At 54.3% G+C, this 23,347-nt stretch carries 24 protein-coding genes and 1 pseudogene; 16 read left to right on the top strand and 9 right to left on the bottom strand.

All coding sequences use genetic code 11. The features are described from left to right. Both ADICEAN_RS07920 and ADICEAN_RS07925 read right to left on the bottom strand, forming a co-directional pair. On the bottom strand, positions 1-380 hold a 380-nt coding region (locus tag ADICEAN_RS07920), incomplete at its 3' end, for a hypothetical protein (RefSeq protein WP_040396536.1). 230 nt (positions 381-610) lie between these two features. Further along, entirely contained in the window at positions 611-1,429 is an 819-nt protein-coding gene (locus ADICEAN_RS07925) for a M48 family metallopeptidase (protein WP_009195046.1), read from the bottom strand. Positions 1,430-1,564: 135 nt separating this feature from the next. Between ADICEAN_RS07925 and ADICEAN_RS07930 the strand changes: the two genes are divergently transcribed. From ADICEAN_RS07930 to ADICEAN_RS07950, 5 genes are all read left to right on the top strand, one after another. Beyond that, positions 1,565-2,173, top strand: coding sequence for a fumarylacetoacetate hydrolase family protein (locus tag ADICEAN_RS07930; protein ID WP_009195047.1), 609 nt, complete (start codon positions 1,565-1,567; stop codon positions 2,171-2,173). Further along, complete coding sequence (locus tag ADICEAN_RS07935; protein WP_009195048.1) at positions 2,160-4,082, top strand: M23 family metallopeptidase; 1,923 nt, start codon at positions 2,160-2,162, stop codon at positions 4,080-4,082. Before ADICEAN_RS07930 ends, ADICEAN_RS07935 begins: the two co-directional genes overlap by 14 nt. Before the next feature lie 4 nt (positions 4,083-4,086). After that, positions 4,087-4,536, top strand: a complete 450-nt coding sequence (gene bcp / locus ADICEAN_RS07940) for a thioredoxin-dependent thiol peroxidase (protein ID WP_009195049.1) — start codon at positions 4,087-4,089, stop codon at positions 4,534-4,536. Positions 4,537-4,549: 13 nt separating this feature from the next. Next, on the top strand, positions 4,550-5,401 hold the full coding sequence (locus tag ADICEAN_RS07945) for a transketolase (RefSeq protein WP_009195050.1): 852 nt from the start codon (positions 4,550-4,552) through the stop codon (positions 5,399-5,401). A 63-nt stretch (positions 5,402-5,464) separates the two neighbouring features. After that, positions 5,465-6,424, top strand: coding sequence for a transketolase family protein (locus ADICEAN_RS07950; RefSeq protein ID WP_009195051.1), 960 nt, complete (start codon positions 5,465-5,467; stop codon positions 6,422-6,424). Between the two features lie 119 nt (positions 6,425-6,543). On the opposite strand, the gene ADICEAN_RS21080 is transcribed toward ADICEAN_RS07950, so the two are convergent. Continuing rightward, entirely contained in the window at positions 6,544-8,193 is a 1,650-nt protein-coding gene (locus tag ADICEAN_RS21080; RefSeq protein ID WP_009195052.1) for an OmpA family protein, read from the bottom strand. Positions 8,194-8,368: 175 nt separating this feature from the next. Further along, positions 8,369-8,545: a hypothetical protein gene (locus ADICEAN_RS22595; RefSeq protein WP_009195053.1), complete on the bottom strand. Its 177-nt coding sequence runs from the start codon at positions 8,543-8,545 to the stop codon at positions 8,369-8,371. A gap of 136 nt (positions 8,546-8,681) precedes the next feature. Between ADICEAN_RS22595 and ADICEAN_RS07960 the strand changes: the two genes are divergently transcribed. Then, positions 8,682-9,857, top strand: a complete 1,176-nt coding sequence (locus ADICEAN_RS07960) for an App1 family protein (protein WP_009195054.1) — start codon at positions 8,682-8,684, stop codon at positions 9,855-9,857. On the opposite strand, the gene ADICEAN_RS07965 is transcribed toward ADICEAN_RS07960, so the two are convergent. Next, positions 9,854-10,183 (bottom strand): hypothetical protein, encoded by a 330-nt coding sequence (locus tag ADICEAN_RS07965; protein WP_009195055.1) that lies wholly within the window; start codon positions 10,181-10,183, stop codon positions 9,854-9,856. The genes ADICEAN_RS07960 and ADICEAN_RS07965 overlap by 4 nt on opposite strands. 354 nt (positions 10,184-10,537) lie before the next feature. On the opposite strand from ADICEAN_RS07965, the pseudogene ADICEAN_RS23865 reads away from it, so the two are divergent. Both ADICEAN_RS23865 and ADICEAN_RS23220 read left to right on the top strand, forming a co-directional pair. Next, positions 10,538-11,005: pseudogene (locus tag ADICEAN_RS23865) on the top strand (phosphatase domain-containing protein); the annotation flags it as partial. Positions 11,006-11,213: 208 nt separating this feature from the next. After that, the gene (locus tag ADICEAN_RS23220) at positions 11,214-11,363 is read left to right on the top strand and encodes a hypothetical protein (RefSeq protein ID WP_236612883.1); all 150 of its coding nucleotides are present in this window, start codon (positions 11,214-11,216) and stop codon (positions 11,361-11,363) included. A 165-nt stretch (positions 11,364-11,528) separates the two neighbouring features. Here the strand turns inward: ADICEAN_RS23220 and ADICEAN_RS07975 are convergent, their stop codons facing one another. Continuing rightward, positions 11,529-12,308 carry an SDR family NAD(P)-dependent oxidoreductase gene (locus tag ADICEAN_RS07975; protein WP_009195057.1) on the bottom strand — a complete coding sequence of 260 codons (780 nt, stop codon included), beginning with the start codon at positions 12,306-12,308 and terminating at the stop codon, positions 11,529-11,531. A gap of 158 nt (positions 12,309-12,466) precedes the next feature. On the opposite strand from ADICEAN_RS07975, the gene ADICEAN_RS07980 reads away from it, so the two are divergent. Beyond that, positions 12,467-12,973, top strand: coding sequence for a metallophosphoesterase family protein (locus ADICEAN_RS07980; RefSeq protein WP_009195058.1), 507 nt, complete (start codon positions 12,467-12,469; stop codon positions 12,971-12,973). Positions 12,974-12,996: 23 nt separating this feature from the next. On the opposite strand, the gene ADICEAN_RS22865 is transcribed toward ADICEAN_RS07980, so the two are convergent. Next, a complete protein-coding gene (locus ADICEAN_RS22865; protein WP_162471430.1) occupies positions 12,997-13,143 on the bottom strand; it encodes a hypothetical protein in 147 nt (48 codons plus the stop codon). A gap of 225 nt (positions 13,144-13,368) precedes the next feature. Between ADICEAN_RS22865 and hisS the strand changes: the two genes are divergently transcribed. Genes hisS through ADICEAN_RS08005 form a run of 4 tightly spaced genes read left to right on the top strand, consistent with a single transcriptional unit; the run spans position 13,369 to position 18,058 of the window. Then, positions 13,369-14,751, top strand: a complete 1,383-nt coding sequence (hisS, locus tag ADICEAN_RS07990; protein WP_009195060.1) for a histidine--tRNA ligase — start codon at positions 13,369-13,371, stop codon at positions 14,749-14,751. Positions 14,752-14,802: 51 nt separating this feature from the next. After that, positions 14,803-16,707 carry a gliding motility-associated C-terminal domain-containing protein gene (locus ADICEAN_RS07995; protein WP_009195061.1) on the top strand — a complete coding sequence of 635 codons (1,905 nt, stop codon included), beginning with the start codon at positions 14,803-14,805 and terminating at the stop codon, positions 16,705-16,707. A gap of 11 nt (positions 16,708-16,718) precedes the next feature. Further along, a complete protein-coding gene (locus tag ADICEAN_RS08000; protein WP_009195062.1) occupies positions 16,719-17,051 on the top strand; it encodes a YbaB/EbfC family nucleoid-associated protein in 333 nt (110 codons plus the stop codon). After that, positions 17,051-18,058, top strand: coding sequence for a glycosyltransferase family 2 protein (locus ADICEAN_RS08005; protein ID WP_009195063.1), 1,008 nt, complete (start codon positions 17,051-17,053; stop codon positions 18,056-18,058). Before ADICEAN_RS08000 ends, ADICEAN_RS08005 begins: the two co-directional genes overlap by 1 nt. 65 nt (positions 18,059-18,123) lie before the next feature. On the opposite strand, the gene ADICEAN_RS08010 is transcribed toward ADICEAN_RS08005, so the two are convergent. After that, on the bottom strand, positions 18,124-18,339 hold the full coding sequence (locus ADICEAN_RS08010; RefSeq protein ID WP_009195064.1) for a PspC domain-containing protein: 216 nt from the start codon (positions 18,337-18,339) through the stop codon (positions 18,124-18,126). 137 nt (positions 18,340-18,476) lie between these two features. Here ADICEAN_RS08010 and ADICEAN_RS08015 point away from each other — a divergent pair, with 137 nt between their 5' ends. From ADICEAN_RS08015 to ADICEAN_RS08025, 3 genes are all read left to right on the top strand, one after another. Further along, positions 18,477-20,270, top strand: coding sequence for a tetratricopeptide repeat protein (locus tag ADICEAN_RS08015; protein ID WP_009195065.1), 1,794 nt, complete (start codon positions 18,477-18,479; stop codon positions 20,268-20,270). A gap of 133 nt (positions 20,271-20,403) precedes the next feature. Further along, entirely contained in the window at positions 20,404-21,381 is a 978-nt protein-coding gene (locus ADICEAN_RS08020; protein ID WP_009195066.1) for a pyruvate dehydrogenase complex E1 component subunit beta, read from the top strand. Positions 21,382-21,450: 69 nt separating this feature from the next. After that, complete coding sequence (locus ADICEAN_RS08025; protein ID WP_009195067.1) at positions 21,451-21,921, top strand: nucleoside deaminase; 471 nt, start codon at positions 21,451-21,453, stop codon at positions 21,919-21,921. A gap of 62 nt (positions 21,922-21,983) precedes the next feature. Here the strand turns inward: ADICEAN_RS08025 and ffh are convergent, their stop codons facing one another. Then, the gene (gene ffh, locus ADICEAN_RS08030; protein ID WP_009195068.1) at positions 21,984-23,306 is read right to left on the bottom strand and encodes a signal recognition particle protein; all 1,323 of its coding nucleotides are present in this window, start codon (positions 23,304-23,306) and stop codon (positions 21,984-21,986) included. Positions 23,307-23,347 lie beyond the last annotated feature (41 nt).

Genomic DNA, 23,347 nt, shown 5'->3' on the forward strand with positions numbered 1-23,347 from the left:
TAGGCTAGGGTAAAGTTCAATACTTCTCCCCCCTGCGCGGCCGATCCCTCCAGCCAGCTGGCCAATATAGTCTGATAGGCCCAGTATTTGTCCTCTTCTGTAAAAGTAGAATCCAGGGGCATGCATTTCTGTGCCGGATCAAGAGGGAGTTTTCGGGCGATGTTTTTCAGATCTGCCTGCTGCACGTCCTTTTTAAAGGAAAGCCAGTAATTGACCAGCAGCAGGCTATCCTCTGTTCGGGAGTAGCTGACAGAGGGCAGGGTTACTGCTTTTGCCTTCCAGGCCTCTTCAGCCCCGCCTTCGGCTCGCCTGCTCTGATTGGCACAGCCTGCACCGAGCAGCATCAGCAGCCCTGTCATCAGGAAAATGGGGGTTTTCATGCTGCAAAATAGACAATCCAGCTGCGGTTCCACACAGCTTGTCATTAATGTTTCCTTAAAAAGAGGCTGGGCCAACTATTAATTCAACCATAGCTGTAAAAACGCATACCCCCTGCTCCCCTGTACACCAGCACCCTACACCCTTCTACCATCCCCGACTGCCCTACCACAAAAAAATCCGCTGCCAGAACCGGCAGCGGATACTTGAATGTGTATAGATAACTAACTTATTATTGCCTTCCGGTAGTCTGTTGATATACCTTCACCGCCTCGGGCATCCACTGGTTCAGCTGCTTGATGCGGGTGTCCGGATGGGGGTGTGTGCTTAGAAATACCGGCGGAGAAGCCCCACCGCTCTTGGCCTGCATGCGCTCCCAGAACTTGGGGGCCTCCCGCGGGTCGTAGCCGGCGCGGGCCATAAAGATCAGGCCCAGGCGATCGGCTTCCGATTCCATGTCCCGGGCATAGGGCAGCATAACCCCCACCTGAGCGCCGGCGCCAAAGGCGGCCATGGCCAGTTGCTGTACGGCCTGGGGCCGCTGCGAAAGGGCCGAAGCCAGCGTTTGTCCGGCAAACTGGGCAGCCAGTCCCTGCGACATGCGCTCACTGCCATGCTTGGCAATGGCATGGGCCACCTCATGCCCCATGACTACGGCAACCCCGGTTTCATTTTGGGTAATAGGCATGATGCCTTCATAAAAGGCTACCTTGCCGCCAGGCATGGCCCAGGCATTCACCTGGTCTTCGGCTATTACATTGAACTCCCACTGGAAGCCCTGCACATTATCCTGCTGGCCAATCTCCTGCATGTACTGCTCTACCGCTTTAGAGATGCGGCCACCCACTGTACGTACCTGGCTGATGTACTTCTGGTTGGTAGACAGCTTGCTTTCGGACATTACCTGCCGGTACTGGTCAAAGCTCATGGGCAGGATCTGGCTATCGGGCACCAGGGCCAGCTGCCGCCGCCCGGTAAGGGGCACAGTAGAACAACTGCTCACCACCGCCAGCCCCAGGGCCATAATCAGAGAAAAAAAGGGAATCTTCATGATCTGTTTATCTTGTTTTGCTTTAAAATTAAACGGCTATTGCGTAAAATGTTTACAGAAGGGGCAGGCGTACCTTATCCCCTTTTTTTAGATATTTGCACCTACTCTATACGTGATTATCAAAAAACCTGCCAAATGAAGATTTTTGGAATTGGCCGCAATTATGCCGAGCACATAAAAGAACTGGGCAACGAGCGTCCCGAGGAGCCGGTGATCTTTCTAAAACCCGATACGGCCCTGCTCAAAGATAATCAACCTTTTTATTATCCCGATTTTTCATCCGATGTGCATTTCGAAGTAGAAATTGTATTGCGCATCAGCCGGGAAGGCAAGCACCTGGAAGAAAAGTTTGCCCATAAGTATTACGATGCCATCGGCATTGGAATCGATTTTACCGCCCGGGACCTGCAGCAAAAAGCCAAGCAAAAAGGCCTGCCCTGGGCCCTGGCCAAGGGCTTTAACGGTTCTGCCCCCGTATCGGGCTTTTTGCCAAAGGAGGGGTTTGATCTGCAAAACCTGCACTTTGGCCTGCAGGTGAACGGCGAGCTGCGCCAGCAGGGCACCACCAGCCACATGATCTTTAGTTTTGATTACCTGGTAGCATACTTAAGCCGGTATTTTACGTTAAAAAAAGGAGATCTGATCTTCACCGGAACTCCCGAAGGCGTAGGGCCGGTTAAACAAGGTGATCGCCTTACGGCATTTATAGAAAAACAAACCCTCTTAGACTTTGAAGTTAAATAGCGTAGCGCTACTGCTGCTGGTGGCCATCTGCCTACCCCTGCTCCTGTCGGCACAGGGGCCCAAATCCAAAGAAACCACCCCCAAAGGCTATTACATCTTTCCGGTGCAACCCGGGCTGCCCAATGCCCTCTCGGGCACCATGGGTGAGCTGCGCACCGGCCACTTCCATGGCGGCCTTGATATCCGCACCGGTGGGGTTACCGGCTACCCCATTCATGCCACGGCCGATGGCTACGTAAGCCGTGTAAAAGTTAGCACCAGCGGCTACGGCAACGTGATTTACCTGGCCCACCCCAACGGCACTACCTCCGTTTATGCCCACCTTGAGAACTTTGAGCCCCGGCTGGCCGCCTGGGTGCGGGCACAGCAATACCGCGACAAAACTTTTGAAATTGAGCTTTTTCCCGAGCAAAACCAGTTCTCCTACAAGCAGCGGGATGTGATTGGCAATGGTGGCAACAGCGGCTCCTCCGGCGGGCCGCACCTGCACTTTGAGATCCGCGATGCCAACCAGCATGCCCTTAACCCCCTGGAGTTTGGCTTTGAAGAGATCCGGGACAACATCCCCCCCTACCTGCACAAACTAGCCCTGGAATCCAAGGGAGCCGGCAGCCGCATTGGCCATGAGTTTGGCCGCTTTGAATACAAGCCCGTGCTGCAGGGAGGCCATTACAAACTAAGCGGTGCCCCCATACCCGCCTGGGGCAACATTGGCGTAGAGATCTCGGCCATTGACAAGCTAAACGGCTCCGACTTCAACAATGGCTTTCCCCTGGTAGAAATGCTGGTAAATGGCCAGTTGGTATGGGGCCACAATGTCAATAAATTTTCCTTTGACATCACCCGTCACATTGAAGTGCATACCCATTACGGCGTGCGCAAGCGTACCGGCAACAAGTTTATGCGCCTTTACAAGGTAGATGGCAACGAGCTGAGCTTTTACCGCGCCGGCCCAACCCAGGGCATGATTGTGGTAGATACTCCCGATTCTATCTATAATGTGCTGCTGAAGCTTACCGACAGCCACGGCAATGTGCGGGAAATGGCCTTTCAGCTAAAGGGCGAACAGCCCCGCAGCGAACTTGCCCAGCTGGCCAATGCGCCAGGCACAGGCTATGAACTCTATGAAAATCTGCTGCAGTTCTCGGGTCCCTATCAAAAAGGCAGCCCAGCCCCGGCAGTGGTCTGGGCCAACCGCCGCCAGTTTGAGCTGGAGCCCGCCTATACCGGCGGCAACCGGGCGGTGTACCTCTGGGACATGCGCCTGGGCCTGCCCGATTCGGCCATTACCGGCGGCAGCCGGCGCAGCTTTACGTTTAAGGCCACTGTTCCCAGCCAGATGGCGTTTAACCTCTACCTGCCCGAGATGGACCTCACCTTTCCTAAGAATTCTCTTTTTGATACCCTATATTTGGAGACCGATTACCGGCAGGCCGCAAACAGCGAAATATTTACCATCAGCGAAGATGTGCACCCCCTGTTTACGCACATAACGGCCAGCCTGAAGCCCCAGCTGGCCTATGAGCAACGGGATAAAACGCATGTGTATGAGATAAAAGGAAAGAACAGCTGGGGGTGGGCCGGCGGCGAATGGCAGGGCGACAAGATCACCTTCCGTACCCGCACCCTGGGCCAGTACACCCTGCTAACAGACAATACGCCGCCGCAGATACGGCCCATACGGGTCAATAGCAGCAGCCTGGCTTTTCGCATCTCCGACGAGCTGTCGGGCATCAGAAGTTTTGAGGTGCTGGTAGAGGGAGAATGGCTACTGATGAACTACGACCACAAAAGAGCCCTTATCTGGTCAGAGCGGCTGGATGAGAACAAACCCCTCAAAGGGGCCGTGGAAGTGCGGGTGAAGGACATGGCGGGCAATGAGCAAGTCTATACGACCAAAATACCATAAACCTATGAAGCTCGAAAAAGGGCAGCAAGCACCCGATTTTACAGGCAAAGATCAGAACGGAAACACCATACGCCTGAATGACTACCGCGGTAAAAAAGTGATCCTTTATTTTTATCCTAAAGACGACACCCCCGGCTGCACCGCACAGGCCTGCGACCTGCGCGATAATTATCAGCTCCTGCAAGGCAGGGGATACGAAGTGCTGGGCATCAGCTCCGACAGCCCGGCCTCTCACCAGAAATTCATCGGCAAATATGAGCTCCCCTTTACCCTGATCGCCGACGAAGACAAGAGTATCCACGAACAGTTTGGCACCTGGGTAGAGAAGTCGATGTACGGCCGCAAGTACATGGGCACCGCCCGGGTAACCTTTGTCATAGATGAAAACGGCACAATCGAAGACATCATTGAAAAGGTAAAGACCAAAGAACATACCGCACAAATCGTTAAATAACCCCCTCCCAGACATGACCCCTAAACCAGATTTTGATCAACTCCGTAACGTGGCCACCCAGGTGCGCCGTGATGTGCTGCGCATGGTACATGCCGTGCAGTCTGGCCATCCGGGCGGCTCGCTGGGCTGCGCCGATTACTTTACCGCCCTGTATTTTCATGTGCTGGAGCTTAAGAAAGGCTTTAACATGACCGGCGAGGGCGAAGACCTGTTCTTCCTGAGCAATGGCCACATCTCACCGGTTTGGTACTCCACCCTGGCCCGCAAGGGGTATTTTGAGGTAAGTGAACTGGCTACCTTCCGCAAGATCAACAGCCGCCTGCAGGGTCATCCCGCTACGGAAGAAGGTCTGGAAGGCATACGCGTTGCCTCCGGCTCGCTGGGCCAGGGGCTGTCGGTAGCGCTGGGCGCCGCTCAAGCCAAAAAACTCAACGGCGACAAGCACCATGTATATGTGCTGATGGGCGATGGCGAGCAGCAGGAAGGCCAGATCTGGGAAGCTGCCATGTATGCCGCCCACCACCAGGTAGACAATATCATAGCCGCCGTAGACTGCAACAACCAGCAGATTGATGGCACTATCCGGGATGTGATGGACCTGCTGGACCTGGGCAAAAAATGGGAAGCCTTTGGCTGGGCTGTGGTAAACTGCAATGGCAACGACATGGAAGACCTGATCCGCCAGCTGGCCTATGCCAAAACCCTCAGCGGCAAAGGCAAGCCGGTGATCATCATGATGCAAACGGTTATGGGCAGCGGGGTTGATTTTATGGAAAACAGCCATACCTGGCATGGCGTAGCCCCAAGCGATGAGCAGCTGAAAAAAGCCCTCGCCCAGCTGGATGAAACGCTTGGAGATTATTGATACGCAGCTCAGTAACCGTATACAGCCGTCTCCAATTTAATTCCCCCCTAACCCACATTCCTAATGAGTCTTAAATATACCTATACCGAAAAAAAAGATACCCGCTCCGGCTTTGGCGCAGGCCTGCTGGAAGTGGCCCGCAAAAATCCCGATGTGGTAGGCCTGTGCGCCGACCTTACCGGCTCCCTTAAAATGGATGCCTTTCAGAAAGAATTCCCCGAACGTTTCTTTCAGGTAGGCATTGCCGAAGCCAACATGATTGGCCTGGCAGCTGGCATGGCCACCGGTGGCAAAATTCCCTATACCGGCACTTTTGCCAACTTCTCCACCGGACGGGTCTATGATCAGATCCGCCAGTCGGTGGCCTACAGCGGCAAAAATGTGAAAATATGCGCCTCTCATGCCGGCCTTACCCTGGGTGAAGACGGCGCCACGCACCAGATTCTGGAAGATGTGGGCATGATGCGCATGCTGCCGCACATGACGGTGATCAACCCCTGTGATTACAACCAGACCAAAGCTGCCACCATTGCCATTGCCGACCATGAGGGTCCGGTATACCTGCGCTTTGGCCGCCCCAAGTACCCGGTATTTATTCCGGAAGACATGCCCTTTGTGATCGGTAAGGCCATTACCCTCATAGAGGGCAGCGATGTGAGCATTTTTGCCACCGGACACCTGGTGTGGCATGCCATTGAGGCCGAAGCGGCCCTGCGGGAAAAGGGCATTAAGGCCGAGGTGATCAACATTCACACCATTAAGCCGCTGGACGTAGATGCTATCCTGGCCAGTGTGCAAAAAACAGGCTGCGCCGTATCGGCCGAGGAGCACCAGCTCAATGGCGGACTGGGCGATGCCGTGGCCCAGACGCTGAGCCGCAACGCTCCTGCACCCCTGGAGATGGTGGGTGTAAACGACAGTTTTGGCGAAAGCGGCGTGCCCGAGCAGCTGATGGAAAAATACGGTCTCAGCACCCAAAGCATCATCGATGCGGCCATGCGTGCTGTTGAGCGCAAGAAGTAAGTACAGCTTACCCCCAAAAAAAGAAACCGGCCCTCTCAGCCGGTTTCTTTTATTTAGCTCCAAGCATATTAATCAAGCATATCTGTTTAGTAGATACTCATGAGTATATACACAGGCCCTTAGCGTACCCAGCGAATCACCAATTCCACCCGCCTGTTCTTTCTGCGGTTGGCCTCAGTATCATTATCAGCAAGGGGTTCCTGGCTGCCCAGGGCCAGGGTCTCCAGTCGGCTGGCAGCAATGCCCCGGCTGCGAAAATACGCCTGCAGATTGGTGACCCGCTGGCGAGCTACGCGCTCATTGGCCTCAGGGGTACCAACTTCATCCGTATGCCCGATCAGCTGCAGGCTCAGGCGGGGGCGCTGTTGCAGTACATTGCCAATACTCCGCAGCCTGGGCAGGTAGCGGGAGGTAGCGTATACCCCATTAAAGTCATACTCCAGATTTTCCACCAGTTTAAACTCCACTGTATCGCCCTGTTGGCGGATCAGGAGCGGCTGGCCGGGCAGCTGTTTGTGCAGATAACGCCGCAGCTCTTCAGCCTCGGGTGAAAGGGTATTGACCTCCGCTGAGGGCCGGAAATCGGCAAAGCGGGACCTGGCAGCCCCTTCAGCCCCCATACGGCTGGTATCGGTTGCGGCCAGTGCGGGTATAGTAACTGCACTGCTATCGGGCTGGTCGGTAGTGGGGTCGCTGCCAGCCAGCCCCTCTGCCACATAGCCGGGCCATCCCTCAAAGCTTACCCCCTCAAAATTGCGGGTGCGCCCCTGAGGATTTACCCGGTAATTGCCGGAGGCCATAATGCTGCGAATGGTTTTACTGTCCAGCTGCACCAGCAGTGGCCCGTTAATGGCTGTAAAATCGTCGGGGAGCTCGGCCCGCACAATATCCCTGTTCTCCTGCTTGGGGTTCTGGGAGGTATAGTAAATGTAATTGAAGTCGTCGGTTATGCTAAAGTAGCTTTCGTCAAAGGCCGTGTTGATGGAAGGCCCCAGATTTACCGGAGCCGACCAGCGCCGCCAGCTGTCATCCAGCCGCACACTCACAAAGATATCGCCAGCCCCCTGCCCCCCATGGCCATACGAGCAGAAAAAGAGCGAGCGCCCATCGGAACCCAGAAAGGGGGCAAAGTCTGCTTCGGGGGTATTGATGGAGGGGCCCAGGTTAAAAGGGGTGCCCCAGCCGCCATAGCCATCCGGCAGGCTTATGTACAGATCCTGCCCGCCATAGGTCTCCTCCCCCTCAACGGCCAGTAGCAGCACCTGATGCCGAAACGACAGAAAATAATCGGCATACTCATTCAGGTTTACATAGTTTTGGATAGTAAGTGGTTCAGGACGGCTCCAGCCCTGGGCGGTACGCCGGCTGCGAACCAGGGCAGCATCGGTGGTGCGGCGGTACACATTGAAGAAAACCCCTTCGGTGCCATCGGCATTTACAGAGGCCAGCGCATTGCGTCCCCTGTTGTTAAGCACCGGCCCCAGGTTTTGCGGGGCAGACCAGCGGCCGCTGGCTTCAGAATACTGGCTCACCCAGATATCCTGATAATCCCGTGCACCACCGGCATTGTCCGGATGATTGCGCCGGCCAAAAAAGAGTGTGCTGCCATCGCCCGAGATCATGGGCCGCACCTCCATGTACTTGCTGTTTACCCCTGTGAGTACCTCTTTGGGATAGGGCTGCTCCTCTTTGGTCTGTGGCTGCTGGGCACAGAGGCTATAGGAAAGAACCAACAGAACAGCAACTATGAAGAAAGTTATTCTGGTCATGGCAGGCAGAAAATGTGCGCTAAAAAATGCCTTTAGGGGGGGTAAAAAAATAGAGTTATCCCCTGCTTGAGCACTGAAAATATAAGCCAATATAAAAAGATATAGGCAAACAAATTAGCAGGCTCCTAAAATTTTGGTCTGGCAGCGCTCCCCTCCTACCAGCTGGCCGGCCTTTTCAGGGCTGCAGCTGCAGCTTGGTTTTCAGCCGAAAGCGCCCCTCTGGTGCTTTGTGATCTTCCTTGATGGAAAGGCGGCTCAGGTTCATTTCCTGTTGCTGTGCCATCTGGATGAGCTGCCGGGCAGCCTCCAGCCAGCTGATATCGCTGGTCGCTCGAATCTTTAGTTTTTTCATAAAAAGAAGAGGAATAGTGATGGATAGCGTTTTGTATTCTAACGGTTAGCCTACAAAGAAGTTGAGGCTAGGCAGCAGTTTTTGTAGAAATCAGCTCTGAAGCAAACAAATTGGCCTTTTTGCCCCTTTTAAGAAGATGGAAAACTGGATGCAGGAATTTAAGCACATTATCACCAAGCTGGAGCATACTGCAGATGAAGCCCGCTTTAAACTAAAGCAGCGCCTAAACCTGTTGGATGACATTACCATACTACCCTACCGGGGCATGGGAAATGCCCAGCAGGCCCGCATCAGAGGGCGGGTTCTGGAAGAGATTGGCCTGGATCTGCCGGAAGAATCTGCCAGCAGGTGGAGAAACATTCTGATCCTCTTTCACCGCTACGAAAGTGATGAGATCCCCTTTGCCAGACTTCAGGCACGTTTCCAGCAGCAAAATCAGGAGCTGCAGGCCGATGAAGAAGGCTATTTCAGCGCCTGTTTTTCAACCGATGCAAGCCTTGTCGGTTGGCAGCAGGCCGAATTTAGCCTACTGGACCGTATAAAGCAGGACCAACCCCCTCCGACCTGCAAAGGCGAGATTTTGTTTGCCGATCCCAAAAACAGCTTTGGTGTAATCTCCGACCTGGACGATACCGTGCTGGAATCGGCTTCAACAGATTTTCTGGAAAAATCCCGCATCCTGCTGCTGCACAACGAGCGCAGCCGCAAACCTTTTGAGGGGGTCAGTGCGCTTTATCAGGCGCTGCAGGGCGGGCAGGATGGCCGGCGTAACAACCCCTTCTTCTATGTAACCAGTTCTTCCTGGAACCTGTACGATATGTTCAAAAATTTCTGTGAGATCAACCAGCTCCCTAAAGGAGTATTTCTGATGAATGAGGTAGGGCTGGATAAGCATAAATTTTTCAAGCGCGGGCACAAGGAGCACAAGTCCGAAATGATCAAATCAGTGCTGGAAACCTATGCCGATCTGCCTTTTCTGCTTATAGGCGATTGCGGACAGCAGGATCCGGAGATCTATCAGCAGCTTGCCAGGCAACATCCTGAGCGCATCATGGGCATCTACATACGGGATGTGCATCCCGAAGAGGAGCGCAGCCGGGACCGGGAAGTGCGGGAAATAGCCGCTGCGGTACAGGCGCAGGGCATCCCCATGGTGCTGGTAAAAGATTCTGCTGAAGCCGCCCGGGATGCTGCCCAACGGGGGTGGATTGTCCCTGACAGTGTAGCGCGCATTGAAGAAGAGACCAAACAGGAGCTGGAGCAGGAAAGCAGTGTGCGGCAAACCCTGGGCCTGCACCGCCTGCTGCCCTAAAGATACCGGCGCCAGGCCCAGAAGGGGCGGCGCTGCAGGTAGACGGGCGTGCGCTCATGGGCATACGCTTCCCGCTCAAAGGAGATATTGCGATAGGCCCTATAGCGGTTGCGGTAGTGCAGCAACCGGACCAGGTACTCAAGCCCGTACAACACATAGAAGGGTATTACCAGCAGCTCGGCCTGCTGCTGCAGGTGGATGCGCTCATGCACCACCAGACGCCGGCTAAGGCGCGTAGTATGGCCAATGAGCACCAGCGGATAGAGGCTAATGGCCGAGGCAAACCCAAAAGTGATCAGGCGTACTAGAGCGGTACGTATAAACATGCTATCAACAAAAAGTTACCTATGTTAACCAAGCTGCTAAAAGGCATTCATCGGATAGAGCAATACTACGACAAAGCCCGCTGGGCCTATATACGCAAATTCAGGAAGCTGGGTGCCCTGAGAATAGAACCCTACCGGGGCTTTGGCGACCTGCAGCGCGCCTATATCAACGGGCGTCTGCTGGAAGCGCGCCGCTTACCCCCTGCCCGGGAGCAGGATACCATCTGGCAGAATGTAAAAGCCATGTACAAGCGCTTCATGAGCCGGGAGATACCCGGTGCCCTCATCCAGGCCGATTTTATGGGCAATCAGTACGAGGCCTATACGGATGAGGAAGGCTACTTCGAGTTTAACATGGAGGTAAACGATCAGTACGATCCTGAGGCCATCTGGCAGGAAGTACGATTTAGCCTGCTGAACAAGATTGGTCAGAACGAAGGGCCCGTAACCGCAGTAGGCCAGATCAAGATACCCCCTGCCGTTGCCGAATTTGGCATTATCAGTGATATAGACGATACCATCATCCGCACCGAGGCGACCAGTTTTGTGCGCATGATGAAAAACACCTTTACCCGCAATGCCATAACCCGCCTGCCCTTTGAGGGGGTGGCCGGCTTTTACCGGGCCCTGCACATGGGCAGCAAAAAAGACCGCTTCAAAAATCCCATCTATTATGTAAGCAGCAGCCCCTGGAACCTCTTTGATATGCTGGAAGATTTTCTGGAGATCAACGAGATTCCGGCCGGCCCGCTCATGCTGCGGGATTTTGGCATCGACGATACTAAATTTATCAAGACCGGCCACCTGCAGCACAAACTGGAGCAAATAGAGCGCATCATTTCCTTTACGGGCAACCTGCCCTTTATCCTCATTGGCGATAGCGGGCAAAAAAGACCCCGAAATCTACGAACGGGTGGTGAAGGATTTTCCAGGCCGCATCAAGGCTATTTACATCCGGGACGTTTCCCGAAAAAAGCGCGATGTGCAAGTGGTAAAAATTGGGGAGAACCTTACAGCGGCCGGGGTAGAAATGCTGTTTGTCGCCGACACTGAAATAGCCGCCCGCCATGCGCTGGAGAGAGGATACATCCTGCAGGAATACATGAAAGACATTATCATCGAAAAAGCCAAGGATGAGAAAAGGTATAGGGTATGGGGGGTGGTTAGGTATGGGGTATGAGGTATGAGGTATGGGGCGGTTACTGATGCAGTCAGCGGTTTGTAGCCCTTATCGTCAGAGGGTAGTTTACTGCTTTGAGAGGAGGAAAGGGTATCTACAGCACGTACGTATGCATGGGACCTTGCCCATACCTGATACCCCATACCTCATACCCCATCCCCCCACTTACGCCTCATAAATCATACGCTTGCTCATGCCACCGTCTATGATCAGCTCCTGGCCGGTAATAAAGCCTGCTTCACCCGAACACAGAAAAACGGCCGCCCGGCCAATATCTTCCGGCTCGCCCACCCGGCCTGCCGGATGCTGCTCCCGCTCCTGGGCACTATGGTGGATCTCCTTCCGCTGGCTCTTTTTCTTCCAGTGCCCCACCTCTATCCAGCCCGGGCTAATGGCATTTACCCGCACCTGCGGACCCAGGCTGATGGCCAGGGCATGCGTCAGGGAAAGCAGTCCCCCTTTGGAGGCGGCATAGGCCTCGCTTTGCTTCTCGGACTGGTGTGCCCGGGTAGAGGTGATGTTCAGAATGGCCCCGCTGCCCGATTCTTTCAGATGGGGTGCGGCAAACTTGCTGCACAAAAAGGCCCCGCGCAGGTTTACTCCCAGCACTTCATCCCAGCCGGCTACGGTCAATTCCTCAAAAGGGGTGAAGTTGCTCAGGCCTGCATTGTTGACCAGAAAATCGAGTCTCCCAAAACGGTCCACACTTTCCCTAATCAGCCGCTTTACCTCCCCCTCATCGGCTACATTGCAGGGTACAAAATGGAGGCTCTCTGCGGGGGCGCCCTTCTCCAGAAGCCACTGCAGGGCTTCTCTGCCGGCTTCCTCGTCCTGATCGGTCAGCACTACGTTGGCCTCATGATGTGAAAATGCCTGGGCAATGGCTTTGCCGATGCCCTGGCCGGAGCCGGTCACCAGGGCTGTTTTATTTTTGAAATGGTACATGTCTGTAGGGTTTATGTATGATCTACCACCTGCCCCACAGATTGTTTGAGTGCAGCCAATTATTTAGCTTTCCAACAGCGCCCATCAGGCACTCAAAAACCTACGTAACTCCAGGGCAGCCCAGCCGGCAGGCCCGCACTACCTGACCCCCTACTCCTATGCAAATTGGCTTACTTTCCGACACCCACGGCCACATGGATGAACGTATTCTGCACCACCTGCAGGACTGTGATGAGATCTGGCATGCCGGTGATATAGGCGCCCTCTCGGTAACCGAGGCGCTGCAGCAGCTGGCGCCCCTTAGGGCAGTATGGGGCAATATTGATGGCCGGGAGATCCGGCAACAGTTCCCCGAGCATCAGCATTTTGTGCTGGAGGGGGTAAAGATCTGGATGACGCACATTGGGGGCACGCCTCCCCGCTTTAACCCGGCCATACGCCCGGTGCTAAAACAAGAAAAGCCACAGCTTTTTGTCTGTGGCCATTCGCATATTTTACGGGTAGTACAGGATCCCGGCTTTGAGGTGCTCTACCTGAACCCCGGGGCGGCAGGCCGCCATGGCTTTCACAAAATGCGGACCCTGTTGCGCTTTCGGCTGGAGCATGGAGGCATTAAAGACATGCAGGCCATAGAGCTGGGGGCCAGAGCCAGGCTGGAGCCATAAAAAAAGCAAAGCCGGGGCTTTGCTTATTCTTTATCTGTAGCTTCTTCTTTCGCTTCTTCTTTTTTGGCAGCCTGCTTTTTGGTGGGAGCATCCTGCTTGGTGAAGGTAGCCTTGATCTCTTCGATGTCTACCTTTTTGATCGCCGGACGGGCACCCAGCTGTTTCAGCATGGTAGCGCGCTTCTTAGTTTTAAGGCGATTCTTCAGTTTCTTACGTTTTAATACGGTGCTTGCCATGGGTCCTGCATGTTTCAAATGAGGTGCAAAGTTAATTAAATTTACATATATCCAAAAAGTATGGCCCTCTTTTAGCTGCCCTTTGCGCTACTATCCTGCGGCAGACAGGGAAACAACCAGAATATTTTCTAATTTTGCGGCCCATACGACCCCATTTTTATGGCCCAGAAACCCAGTTTACCCCAAGGCACCCGCGATTTTGGCCCCCGGCAGATGAGCCGCCGTCACTATTTGTTTTCTACCATCCGGCAGGTATTTGAGAAATTCGGCTTTCAGCCGCTGGAAACCCCCGCCATGGAAAACCTCTCGGTGCTTACGGGCAAGTATGGCGATGAGGGCGATCAGCTCCTCTTCAAGATCCTCAACAACGGCCTCAATCACCCCAGCAAAGAAGAAAAAGCCCGGGGCGCCTTTGAGCAGGTGCTGCAGGGAAAGAACGATGCCAACCTTACCGAACGGGCGCTGCGCTACGATCTTACCGTGCCTTTTGCCCGCTATGTGGTCATGAACCAGCACGAGCTAAGCTTTCCCTTTCGCCGCTACCAGATCCAGCCCGTATGGCGGGCCGATCGTCCGCAGCGGGGCCGCTACCGGGAATTTTACCAGTGCGATGCCGATGTGATTGGCACCGACTCCCTGATCTGCGAAGCCGAAATTGTGCTGATGATTAGCGAGGTGTTTCAAAAGCTGGGCCTGCAGGACTATAGCATTAAAGTAAACAACCGCAAGGTGCTGAGCGGCATAACCGAGGTAATTGGCGCCGCCGGCAAGGAAACCGATTTTTTTGTGGCCATTGATAAGCTGGATAAGATTGGCGTAGCACGGGTGCTGGAAGAGCTGCAGGAAAGAGGATTTAGCCCGGCTGCCATTGCCGCCCTGGAGCCCCTGCTGCAAAAACAGGCACAGGGCAGCGTTACCCTCCCCTTTCTGCAGGAGCTGCTGGCCCAGTCCGAAACCGGCACCCAGGGAGTGGCCGAACTGCAGGAAATGTACCAGCTGCTGGAAGCGTTTGGCGGCACCGGGGCGCCCCTGGAGCTGGACCTGACCCTGGCCCGCGGCCTCTCCTACTATACCGGCGCCATCTTTGAAGTAAAGCCCACCTCGGTGCAAATGGGCAGCATCTGCGGGGGGGGGCGCTATGATAACCTTACCGGTGTATTTGGCCTCAAGGGCATGTCGGGCGTGGGCATCTCCTTTGGCATTGATCGTATTTATGATGTGCTGGAAGAGCTTAACCTGTTTCCTACCGCTGCCGAAAGCAGCACCCAGGTGCTCATCATCAACTTTGGAGCCGCCGAGCAACCCCATGCGCTGCGGCTTCTGGCCCAGCTGCGGCAGGCCGGCCTGCGGGCTGAGCTCTACCCCGATAGCGCCAAAATGAAAAAGCAGATGGACTATGCTAATAAAAAGGGTATCCCCTACGTTATGCTGCTGGGCGAAGAGGAGATCAAAGAGGGGAAAACAGCCCTTAAAGACATGCAGACGGGCAGCCAGGAGCGCCTGAGCCCCCAGGAGGCCATCCAGAAAATTGGCCGGGCGTAGGCCCTTGCGCCTTCTGCAATTTGCGTATATTTAGTGCTTACCTTATAGCTATTGCGCGCTGATTCTGCCTATATCACCTTTCTCCTGCTACTGCTCTGCGGGCTGGCCGGGGCCCAGACCCCTTCGCCTAAGGGCCGCTATACGGTAGATTATACACGGGGCTGCGCCCCCCTTACCATTACGCTTACTGACAATACCGGTGCCCTCATCACCTACCTGCTGCGCAATAAAGATACCGATACCTTTATCGGGGAATATCCCGGCGGCGCCACCACCACCATACCCCTGCCTGAGGCTGCTACCTATACCGTAACCCAGGTAGCCGAACTGGAAGATGGCGCCGATCCCAGGGATGCCATGGACATTCTGGTCTTTCCCCCAACCAATCCCGACTTCCTGCTCTTTGCCTGCAGCAACCTGGGCGCCCGTGTGGAGATCCTTGACCGGCAGTACGATTATTATGAGGTGCAGTTTGGCAGCACCCCCCCTGTACGGGCAGATGCCGGCACCAGTTATGCCGCCAGCGGTCAGTTTACCACAGCAGGCAGCCACACTGTGGTGGTGCGCGGCCGCTATGAAAACTCCCCCAACACCTGCGGCAGCACCACCAAAAGCATTACCGCCCGCACAGCCCTGCCCGCCCCACTGCTGAGTGCGCTTCGCTGGAATCCCGAAAAAGACAGCGTAGCCCTGCAGTTTAGCCTGGAGCCTCAGGTACGCTACCGGCTGGAGCGGCTATCGGCCGCTTCGGGCAGCTATGAGCCCCTTTTTTTACTGCGGGGCGAGGCTACAGACACCCTCCTGTACCAAGCGGATGCTGCTACCAACTGGTACTGCTACCGCATCCGGGCCCTGGATGCGTGCAGCGGCACGCCAGCTGCCAGCTCGCAGGAATTGTGTACGGCAGCCTTTGCTGTTGCTGCCGGTGAGGGAGTAAATACTATCACCTATAGCACCAATCCCAGTTTTTCGGGGGAGCTTCAGCTGCTAAATGCCATGGGTACTGTACTGCACAGCAGCGCCGGCCCCGGCGGCAGCTTTCAGGACGCAAACCTGATCTGCGGCCAGCAGTACTGCTACCAGCTGCGGCTACAGCCCCAGGGAGCCCCGGCAGGCACCTTTAGTACCAGCACCCCCCTGTGTGTAACGGCCCGGCGCACCCAGCCCCTGCCCCCCCTGCAAAACATTGCCACCTACTGGTTATCCAGCCAGCTGGTAGTGCTTCCTCAGCAGGGTCCGGGCATTGGCCCGCTGCAGTACAGCCTGCAAAACAGTGGGGGCGCCCGGCTGCACGAGGGCGTGGGCGATAGCCTGCTCTACACCACCACGGCAGCAGCTGCCTGCTACCGCCTCTCCTATGCCGATGGCTGCGGCAACCAGGCCAGTGCCGCTACCCCCTTCTGCCCGCTGTATCTGAGCCGGCAGGCCGGCGAACCTGATGCATTTGTTCCCATGTGGACGCCCTATGAGGGCTACCGCCAGGGAGTGCAGGAATATGTAGTACAGGAACTTGATGGCGCCGATCGGGTGCTGAACGAGTGGTCTGCAGGCACTGCCACCCGCTATGACGGCTTTGCCCTCTTCACCCCTGCCGATGTGGGACGCCGCTTTCGCATCATGGCCCTGCCGGCAGAAGAGGGGCTGCGCCCCTCCTACTCCAATACCCTGGCCTTTGAACTGAGCATGGAGGCCCATTTTCCAAATGCTTTTTCGCCAAATGGCGATGGGCTCAATGATGAATTTAAAGTTTTGGGTAAATTTGTCGAAAAGGCCAGCCTGTGGGTGTATAACCGCTGGGGCGAGCTAATTTTTCACTCAGAGGATAAAGAACAGGGATGGGACGGCACCCTGGGAGGAAAGGATTCTCCCGCCGGCCCCTACGTCTATAAGGCCCTTGTTCAGACCTCTGATGGCCGGCAACGTACACTAAGAGGAACCGTAGTATTAACCCGCTAAATTTTTCAGCTATGTTTGATATGATGAAACTGATGGGCAAAATGAAGGAGGTACAAGGCCGCCTGAAAGAAGCCCAGGAAAACCTGGTCCACATAACGGCAACAGGCGAAGCCGGCGCCGGCATGGTAAAGGCCACCGCCAATGGCAAACGCCAGCTGGTGAAACTGGAGATTGACAAGGACCTGGTAAAGCCTGAAGATATGGACATGATGGCCGACCTGGTGATAGCCGCCTGCAACAAAGCCCTGGCCGAAGCCGAAGAAAAAGCCAAAGAAGAACTGCAAAAAAGCACAGAAGGCATGATGCCCAACATCCCCGGCATGAACTTCGACGGCATGTTTTAATGAACCAGCAGCTGGCACTCGTCATCCTCAACTACAACGGGGCTCATTTTTTAGCTGAATTTCTGCCAGGCGTGCTGGAGCACAGTCCGGGCTGCCGCATTATTGTGGCCGATAATGCCTCTACCGATCACTCCCTTGCCCTGCTGGCAGAGCGGTTTCCGCAGGTTGAGGTGCTGCCGCTCTCCCGGAACTTTGGCTTTGCCGGTGGCTATAATGAGGCCCTGCGCCAGATTGACACCCCCTATTACCTGCTGCTGAATTCCGATGTGGCCGTTACCCCCGGCTGGCTGGACCCCCTGCTTTCCCTAATGGAAGCAAACCCGGCCATCGCTGCCTGCCAGCCTAAAATCAAAGCCTACCACCAGCCCCGCTACTTTGAATATGCCGGTGCCGCCGGCGGCTACCTGGACTGGCTGGCCTACCCCTTTTGCCGGGGCCGCCTGTTTGATACCCTGGAAGAAGACAAAGGGCAATACAACCTGCCCAGGCCAGTATTCTGGGCCACAGGTGCCTGCATGCTCATCAGATCCAGGGTATTTTGGGAGGCCGGTGGCTTTGATAAGGATTTTTTTGCGCACATGGAAGAAATAGACCTCTGCTGGCGCATCCACGGCCTGGGCTATGAGGTATGGGCCCAACCGGCAAGTGTGGTATTTCATGTAGGCGGGGGCACATTGCCCAAAGAAAATCCACGCAAAACATACCTTAATTTTAGAAATGGCCTGTGGATGCTGATAAAAAACGCAGATAACGACCTGATTTATAAGCTTCCGCTACGCGTAGGGCTGGATTGGGCCGCATCCCTTCAATTTCTGCTGCAGGGCAAAGGACCATCGGCCAAAGCTGTACTTAAAAGCCACCTGGACACATTGAAAAGTGTAGAAAAACTCCACACAAAGAGACGAGAAATCGAAAAAAAACAGCTTGGAAAAGCACCGCTTTTTCCTAAGCTGGTAGTTTTTGAGTATTTTTTTCGGAAGCGAAAGTTTTTTAGTCAATTGGAATAGGTAAGCCCGGAAGTGAAAAAATCCAAAACTCCAAATGACTGCCACTATTTATTTATCTTAAAAAATTAATACCATATTGTCTGCCGCCGGCGCCGCATGCTCCGCCTGATGTTGAGCCAGAAGGCCATGCCCAGGTATACGATCAGGGGAGAACCAAAGGTTAAAAAAGAGGCATATATAAAATACAGGCGGATTGTGGTGATGGAAATACCCATGTAGTTTCCCAGCGCCGTACACACCCCAAAGGCCTTTTTCTCGAAGAAAGTAATTATCTTATTCATGGCTATATCCAGTTTAAAACCCTAACGCACTTTATTTAGTTATTTCTTCATTACCCAAATTATCAATATTTTTTTTAACATTGCAACGCGTAATTCGTTGAAACAAACCAAAAACTAGTCAACCAAAACGTTTAGTCATGACGCAAATGAGAAACCTGTTGTCTGCGGTAACCCTCTTATCGGTATTTTTACTGTCGGGTTGCTCGCTGAACCAGATGGTAAAGAAAGCGAAAGACCAGCAGCTGACCGTGGAACCCAATCCACTGGAACTGCACGGCGATTCCGTTAGATTTACCATGTCGGCCACCCTGCCTGCAAAAACGCTTAAAAAAGGCAAAGAATACATCGTTAAGCCTTATTACGTGTATAACGGAAAAGAGATTGAACTTCAGAATCTTGTTTTCCGCGCTGAAGATTATCCCAATGCCGATACCGAGCAGCCTCGGATCAGCCGCACCCTTTCTTTCTATTACGAAGAAGACATGCGCCGGGGTGAGCTTTTTGTACAAGGTGTAGCCCGTAATCCGGAAAACAACAAAACCAAAGAAACCGACCGCATGAAGGTAGCCGAAGGGGTGGTAACCACCTCTCGCCTGGCCCAGGAGGGATACTATCCTTCGTACTCAGCCCACGGCTACAACAACCAGGAAGAGCTGGAGCCTACCATGATTGGCTTCTTCTTTGAGCAGGGCCGCTCTAACCTGCGCCCCAGCGAGACCCGCAGCGACCGTGGTACCTACATGAGAAACTTCATCGCTGAAAAGAACGTAACCCGTACCGTTTCCATCACCGGCACTCACTCACCAGAAGGTACCGAGCGCATCAACACCAACCTGTCCCGGGACCGTGCTGCTGCCATCGAAAGCTTCTACCGCCAGAACATGAAGCGCTATGATTACAAAGGCATGGCCGACAGCATCAACTTTATTCTGAAGCCAGTAGTACTGGACTGGGCGCCTTTCAGCGCTGCCCTTCAGGAATACCAGGGCATTGATGCCAGCGCCAAGCAGCAGATGCAGGACATCATTAACGGCTCAGGCACCTTTGAAGAAAAAGAAGACCGCCTGCAGCAGGTACCCGGCTACAGAAGAGTGTTTAACGACATCTACCCCCTGCTGCGTACTGCCAAGGCTGAGATCCTGACTGTGAAAGAAAAGAAAACTGATGCCGAGATCGCTACCCTGGCCCGCCAGATTGCCGATGGCACTGTTTCTGCCGACACCCTGTCAAACGAAGAGCTGGCCTACGCCGCATCGCTTACACCAAACCTGCAGGAAAGAGAGCGCATCTACGCAGCTGCCGGCAAAAAGAGCAACAGCTACCAGGCGCAAAACAACCTGGGTACTGTATACCTGGAGCAGGCCCGTCAGGCTACCAACGAGAGCCAGCGTACTCAGCTGCTGGAAAGAGCCGCTACCCAATTTGAGCAGTCTAACCGCACCCAGCAAAATGCCGAGGCACAGGCTAACCTGGCTGTAGTATACCTGATGCAAGGTAACCGTCAGCGCGCCTATGAGGCCATTCAGGCTGCTGAGCGTCTGAACCCTTCTGAGCTTAACCGCCCAGGCCTGCAAGGTGTAAAAGGCTACCTGGAAATGCGCAATGGCCGCTATGATGATGCCATCCGCACCCTGAGCCAGGCTGAAGAAACTGCCGAGAACCTCTACAACCTGGGTCTTGCTTACCTGCTGAAGAGAGACTACCAGAACGCCCTGACCCGCTTCAACGAGGCTACGCAAAAGAACAACCGTCTGGCAAGAGCCTACTACGGTGCGTCTATTGCCAACTCTCGCCTGGGCAACGAAAGCGCTGCTTTCACCGCCCTGGAGCAGGCTGTAAAGCTTGACCCCGAGCTGAAGCGTTCTGCGCTGGAAGACCTTGAGTTCTCCAACTATCAGGAGAATGAGCGCTTCCGCAACACACTGCGCTAAGCATTAAAACAATAATCCCTAAAAAGCTCTTCTTATTTCAGGAAGAGCTTTTTTTATTGCTGCTGCTATCATTGCACAAACCCATTTGAATGCCTATTTTTACGGCCATTGTAAGCGCACTATCACGAACGATATGAGAGAAATTCAATTCAGAGAAGCACTTCGCGAAGCCATGTCCGAAGAAATGCGCCGGGACGAGCGTGTGTTTCTGATGGGTGAGGAAGTAGCCGAATACAACGGAGCCTATAAAGTTAGCCAGGGAATGCTGGATGAGTTTGGCCCCGAGCGGGTCATTGACACCCCTATTTCCGAACTGGGCTTTGCCGGCCTGGGGGTAGGCGCCGCCATGAACGGCCTTCGCCCTATTATTGAGTTCATGACCTTTAATTTCTCCCTGGTGGCCATTGACCAGGTGATCAATAGTGCTGCTAAAATGCTGTCGATGTCCGGGGGCCAGATTCCGGTACCGATGGTGTTTCGCGGACCTACCGGCAATGCCGGCCAGCTAGGTGCCCAGCACTCCCAAAACTTTGAGAACTGGTACGCCAATACTCCCGGCCTCAAGGTAGTGGTTCCTTCCAACCCCTATGATGCCAAAGGCCTACTAAAGGCCTCTATCCGCGATAACGATACCGTAATTTTTATGGAATCGGAGCTGATGTATGGCGATAAGGGCGAGGTGCCCGAGGAAGAATACCTGCTGGAGATTGGCAAGGCCAATGTGGTACGTCAGGGCAATGCCATTACGCTGGTATCGTTTGGCAAGATGATGAAGCTGGCCCTGCAAACGGCCGACGAGCTGGCCAAGGAGGGATTTCAGGCCGAAGTGATCGACCTGCGCTCTGTTAGGCCCATTGATTATGCGGCCATTGTGGAGTCGGTTAAGAAAACCAACCGCCTGGTGTGCATAGAAGAGGCATGGCCCCTGGCCAGCATCTCTACCGAGATTGCCTACCACGTACAGCGCCATGCCTTTGACTACCTGGATGCCCCCATCCAGCGTGTTGCCAGCCATGATGTGCCCCTGAGCTATGCCCCAACCCTCATTGAGGCCGTGCTGCCCAACCTGCAGCGTTCGCTGGATGCCGCCAAACGGGTGCTGTACGTATAACGATCTACGAAAACCAATATCCCTGAATATAAAAGCCTCTCACCAGAGGCTTTTTTTGCGCCGGTTAATATGACAAAAGAAGAATTTATGCGGGAAGCCATCCGGCTTTCCATCGTGAATGTAGAGAGCGGAAAAGGCGGCCCCTTTGGCGCCATAGTAGTGAAAGACGGCCGCATTATTGCCAGGGGCACCAATCAGGTAACCGCCCTGCACGATCCCACCGCCCATGCCGAGGTAATTGCCATCCGCAATGCCTGCCGGGAGCTGGAGAGTTTTCAGCTGGAGGGCTGCGAGCTTTACACCAGCTGCGAGCCCTGCCCCATGTGCCTGGGTGCCATCTACTGGGCCCGCCCTGCCAAGGTCTATTTTGCCAATACGCAACGCGATGCAGCCGCCATAGGCTTTGATGATCAGCACATCTACGAGGAACTGGCCCTGCCCCACAACCAGCGCCGCCTGCCACAGGAACAGCTGCTGGCCGATGAAGCGCTGGAAGCCTTTGCCCTCTGGCAAAAGATTGAGAATAAGACCCCTTATTAACGTAAAAGCCTCATGCTCCCGCCGGACCATGAGGCTTTTTACTTGTCTGAGTAGTCGTCTGCTTAGCGGGGCATTTTCATGCCGGGCATTTTGGGCAGGTTCATCTTGTTCATGTTCTTCATGAGCTTGCGCATATCGCCAAACTGCTTCATCAGGTTGTTTACCTGCTGGATGGAGGTACCACTGCCATCGGCTATGCGCTTGCGGCGGCTGCCGTTGATCAGGTCCGGATTTTCCCGCTCCTGAGGGGTCATGGCCAGAATAATAGCTTCAATGGGGCGGAAGGAATTATCATCAATATCCAGATCTTTGATAGCCTTGCCCATGCCGGGGATCATGCCGATCAGGTCCTTAAGGTTACCCATTTTCTTGATCTGCTCCAGCTGCGATAAGAAGTCGTTGAAATCAAACTGGTTCTTGCGGATCTTTTTGCTTAGGCGGCGGGCCTCATCTTCGTCAAAGGCCTGTTGTGCCCGCTCTACCAGCGATACCACGTCACCCATGCCCAGGATCCGTTGCGCCATCCGGTCGGGGTGAAACACATCAATGGCATCCATCTTCTCACCCGTTGAGATGAACTTGATGGGCTTTTCTACCACGGTACGGATAGAGATGGCAGCACCGCCACGGGTATCACCGTCCAGTTTGGTGAGCACCACCCCATCGTAGTTCAGGCGATCATTAAAGGCCTTGGCTGTATTAACAGCATCCTGGCCCGTCATGGCATCTACCACAAAGAGGGTTTCTGAGGGCTTGAGCTCCTGCTTCAGGGCAGCTATCTCGTTCATCATCTGCTCATCGATGGCCAGACGTCCGGCCGTATCGACAATCACAATGCTTTTGCCCTTTTCCTTGGCGTACTTCAGCGCATTCTGGGCGATTTGTACGGCATTTTTGTTATTCTCTTCGGCATATACCTCTACCCCTACCTGTTCGCCCAGCACTTTCAGCTGGTTAATGGCTGCCGGGCGGTAAATATCGCAGGCCGCCAGCAGCACCTGTTTTCCTCCCTTTTTGAGATACGCCGCCAGCTTGCCGGTAAAAGTGGTTTTACCCGAGCCCTGCAGACCCGCTATGAGGATAATGGCCGGAGAGCCCTGCAGCACCATATCGGTTTTGGTACCCCCCATGAGCTGGGTAAGCTCATCGCTGGTGATCTTGATAAGCAACTGGCCGGGCGATACGCTGGTGAGCACATCGCGGCCCATGGCCTCTTCTTTGATGCGGTCGGTTACTTCCTTGGCAACTTTATAGTTTACGTCGGCATCAACCAGCGCCCGGCGAATGTCTTTCACCGTAGTGGCAACGTTGATGTCGGTAATTTTGCCCTGGCCCTTCAGGTTCTGAAAAGCCTTATCAAGTTTATAGCTTAAATTGTCAAACATAGCATGCGAATCAAGTAGCTACAAAAATAATGATTTTAGGG

The sequence above is a fragment of the Cesiribacter andamanensis AMV16 genome (assembly GCF_000348925.1).
GTDB lineage: Bacteria > Bacteroidota > Bacteroidia > Cytophagales > Cyclobacteriaceae > Cesiribacter > Cesiribacter andamanensis.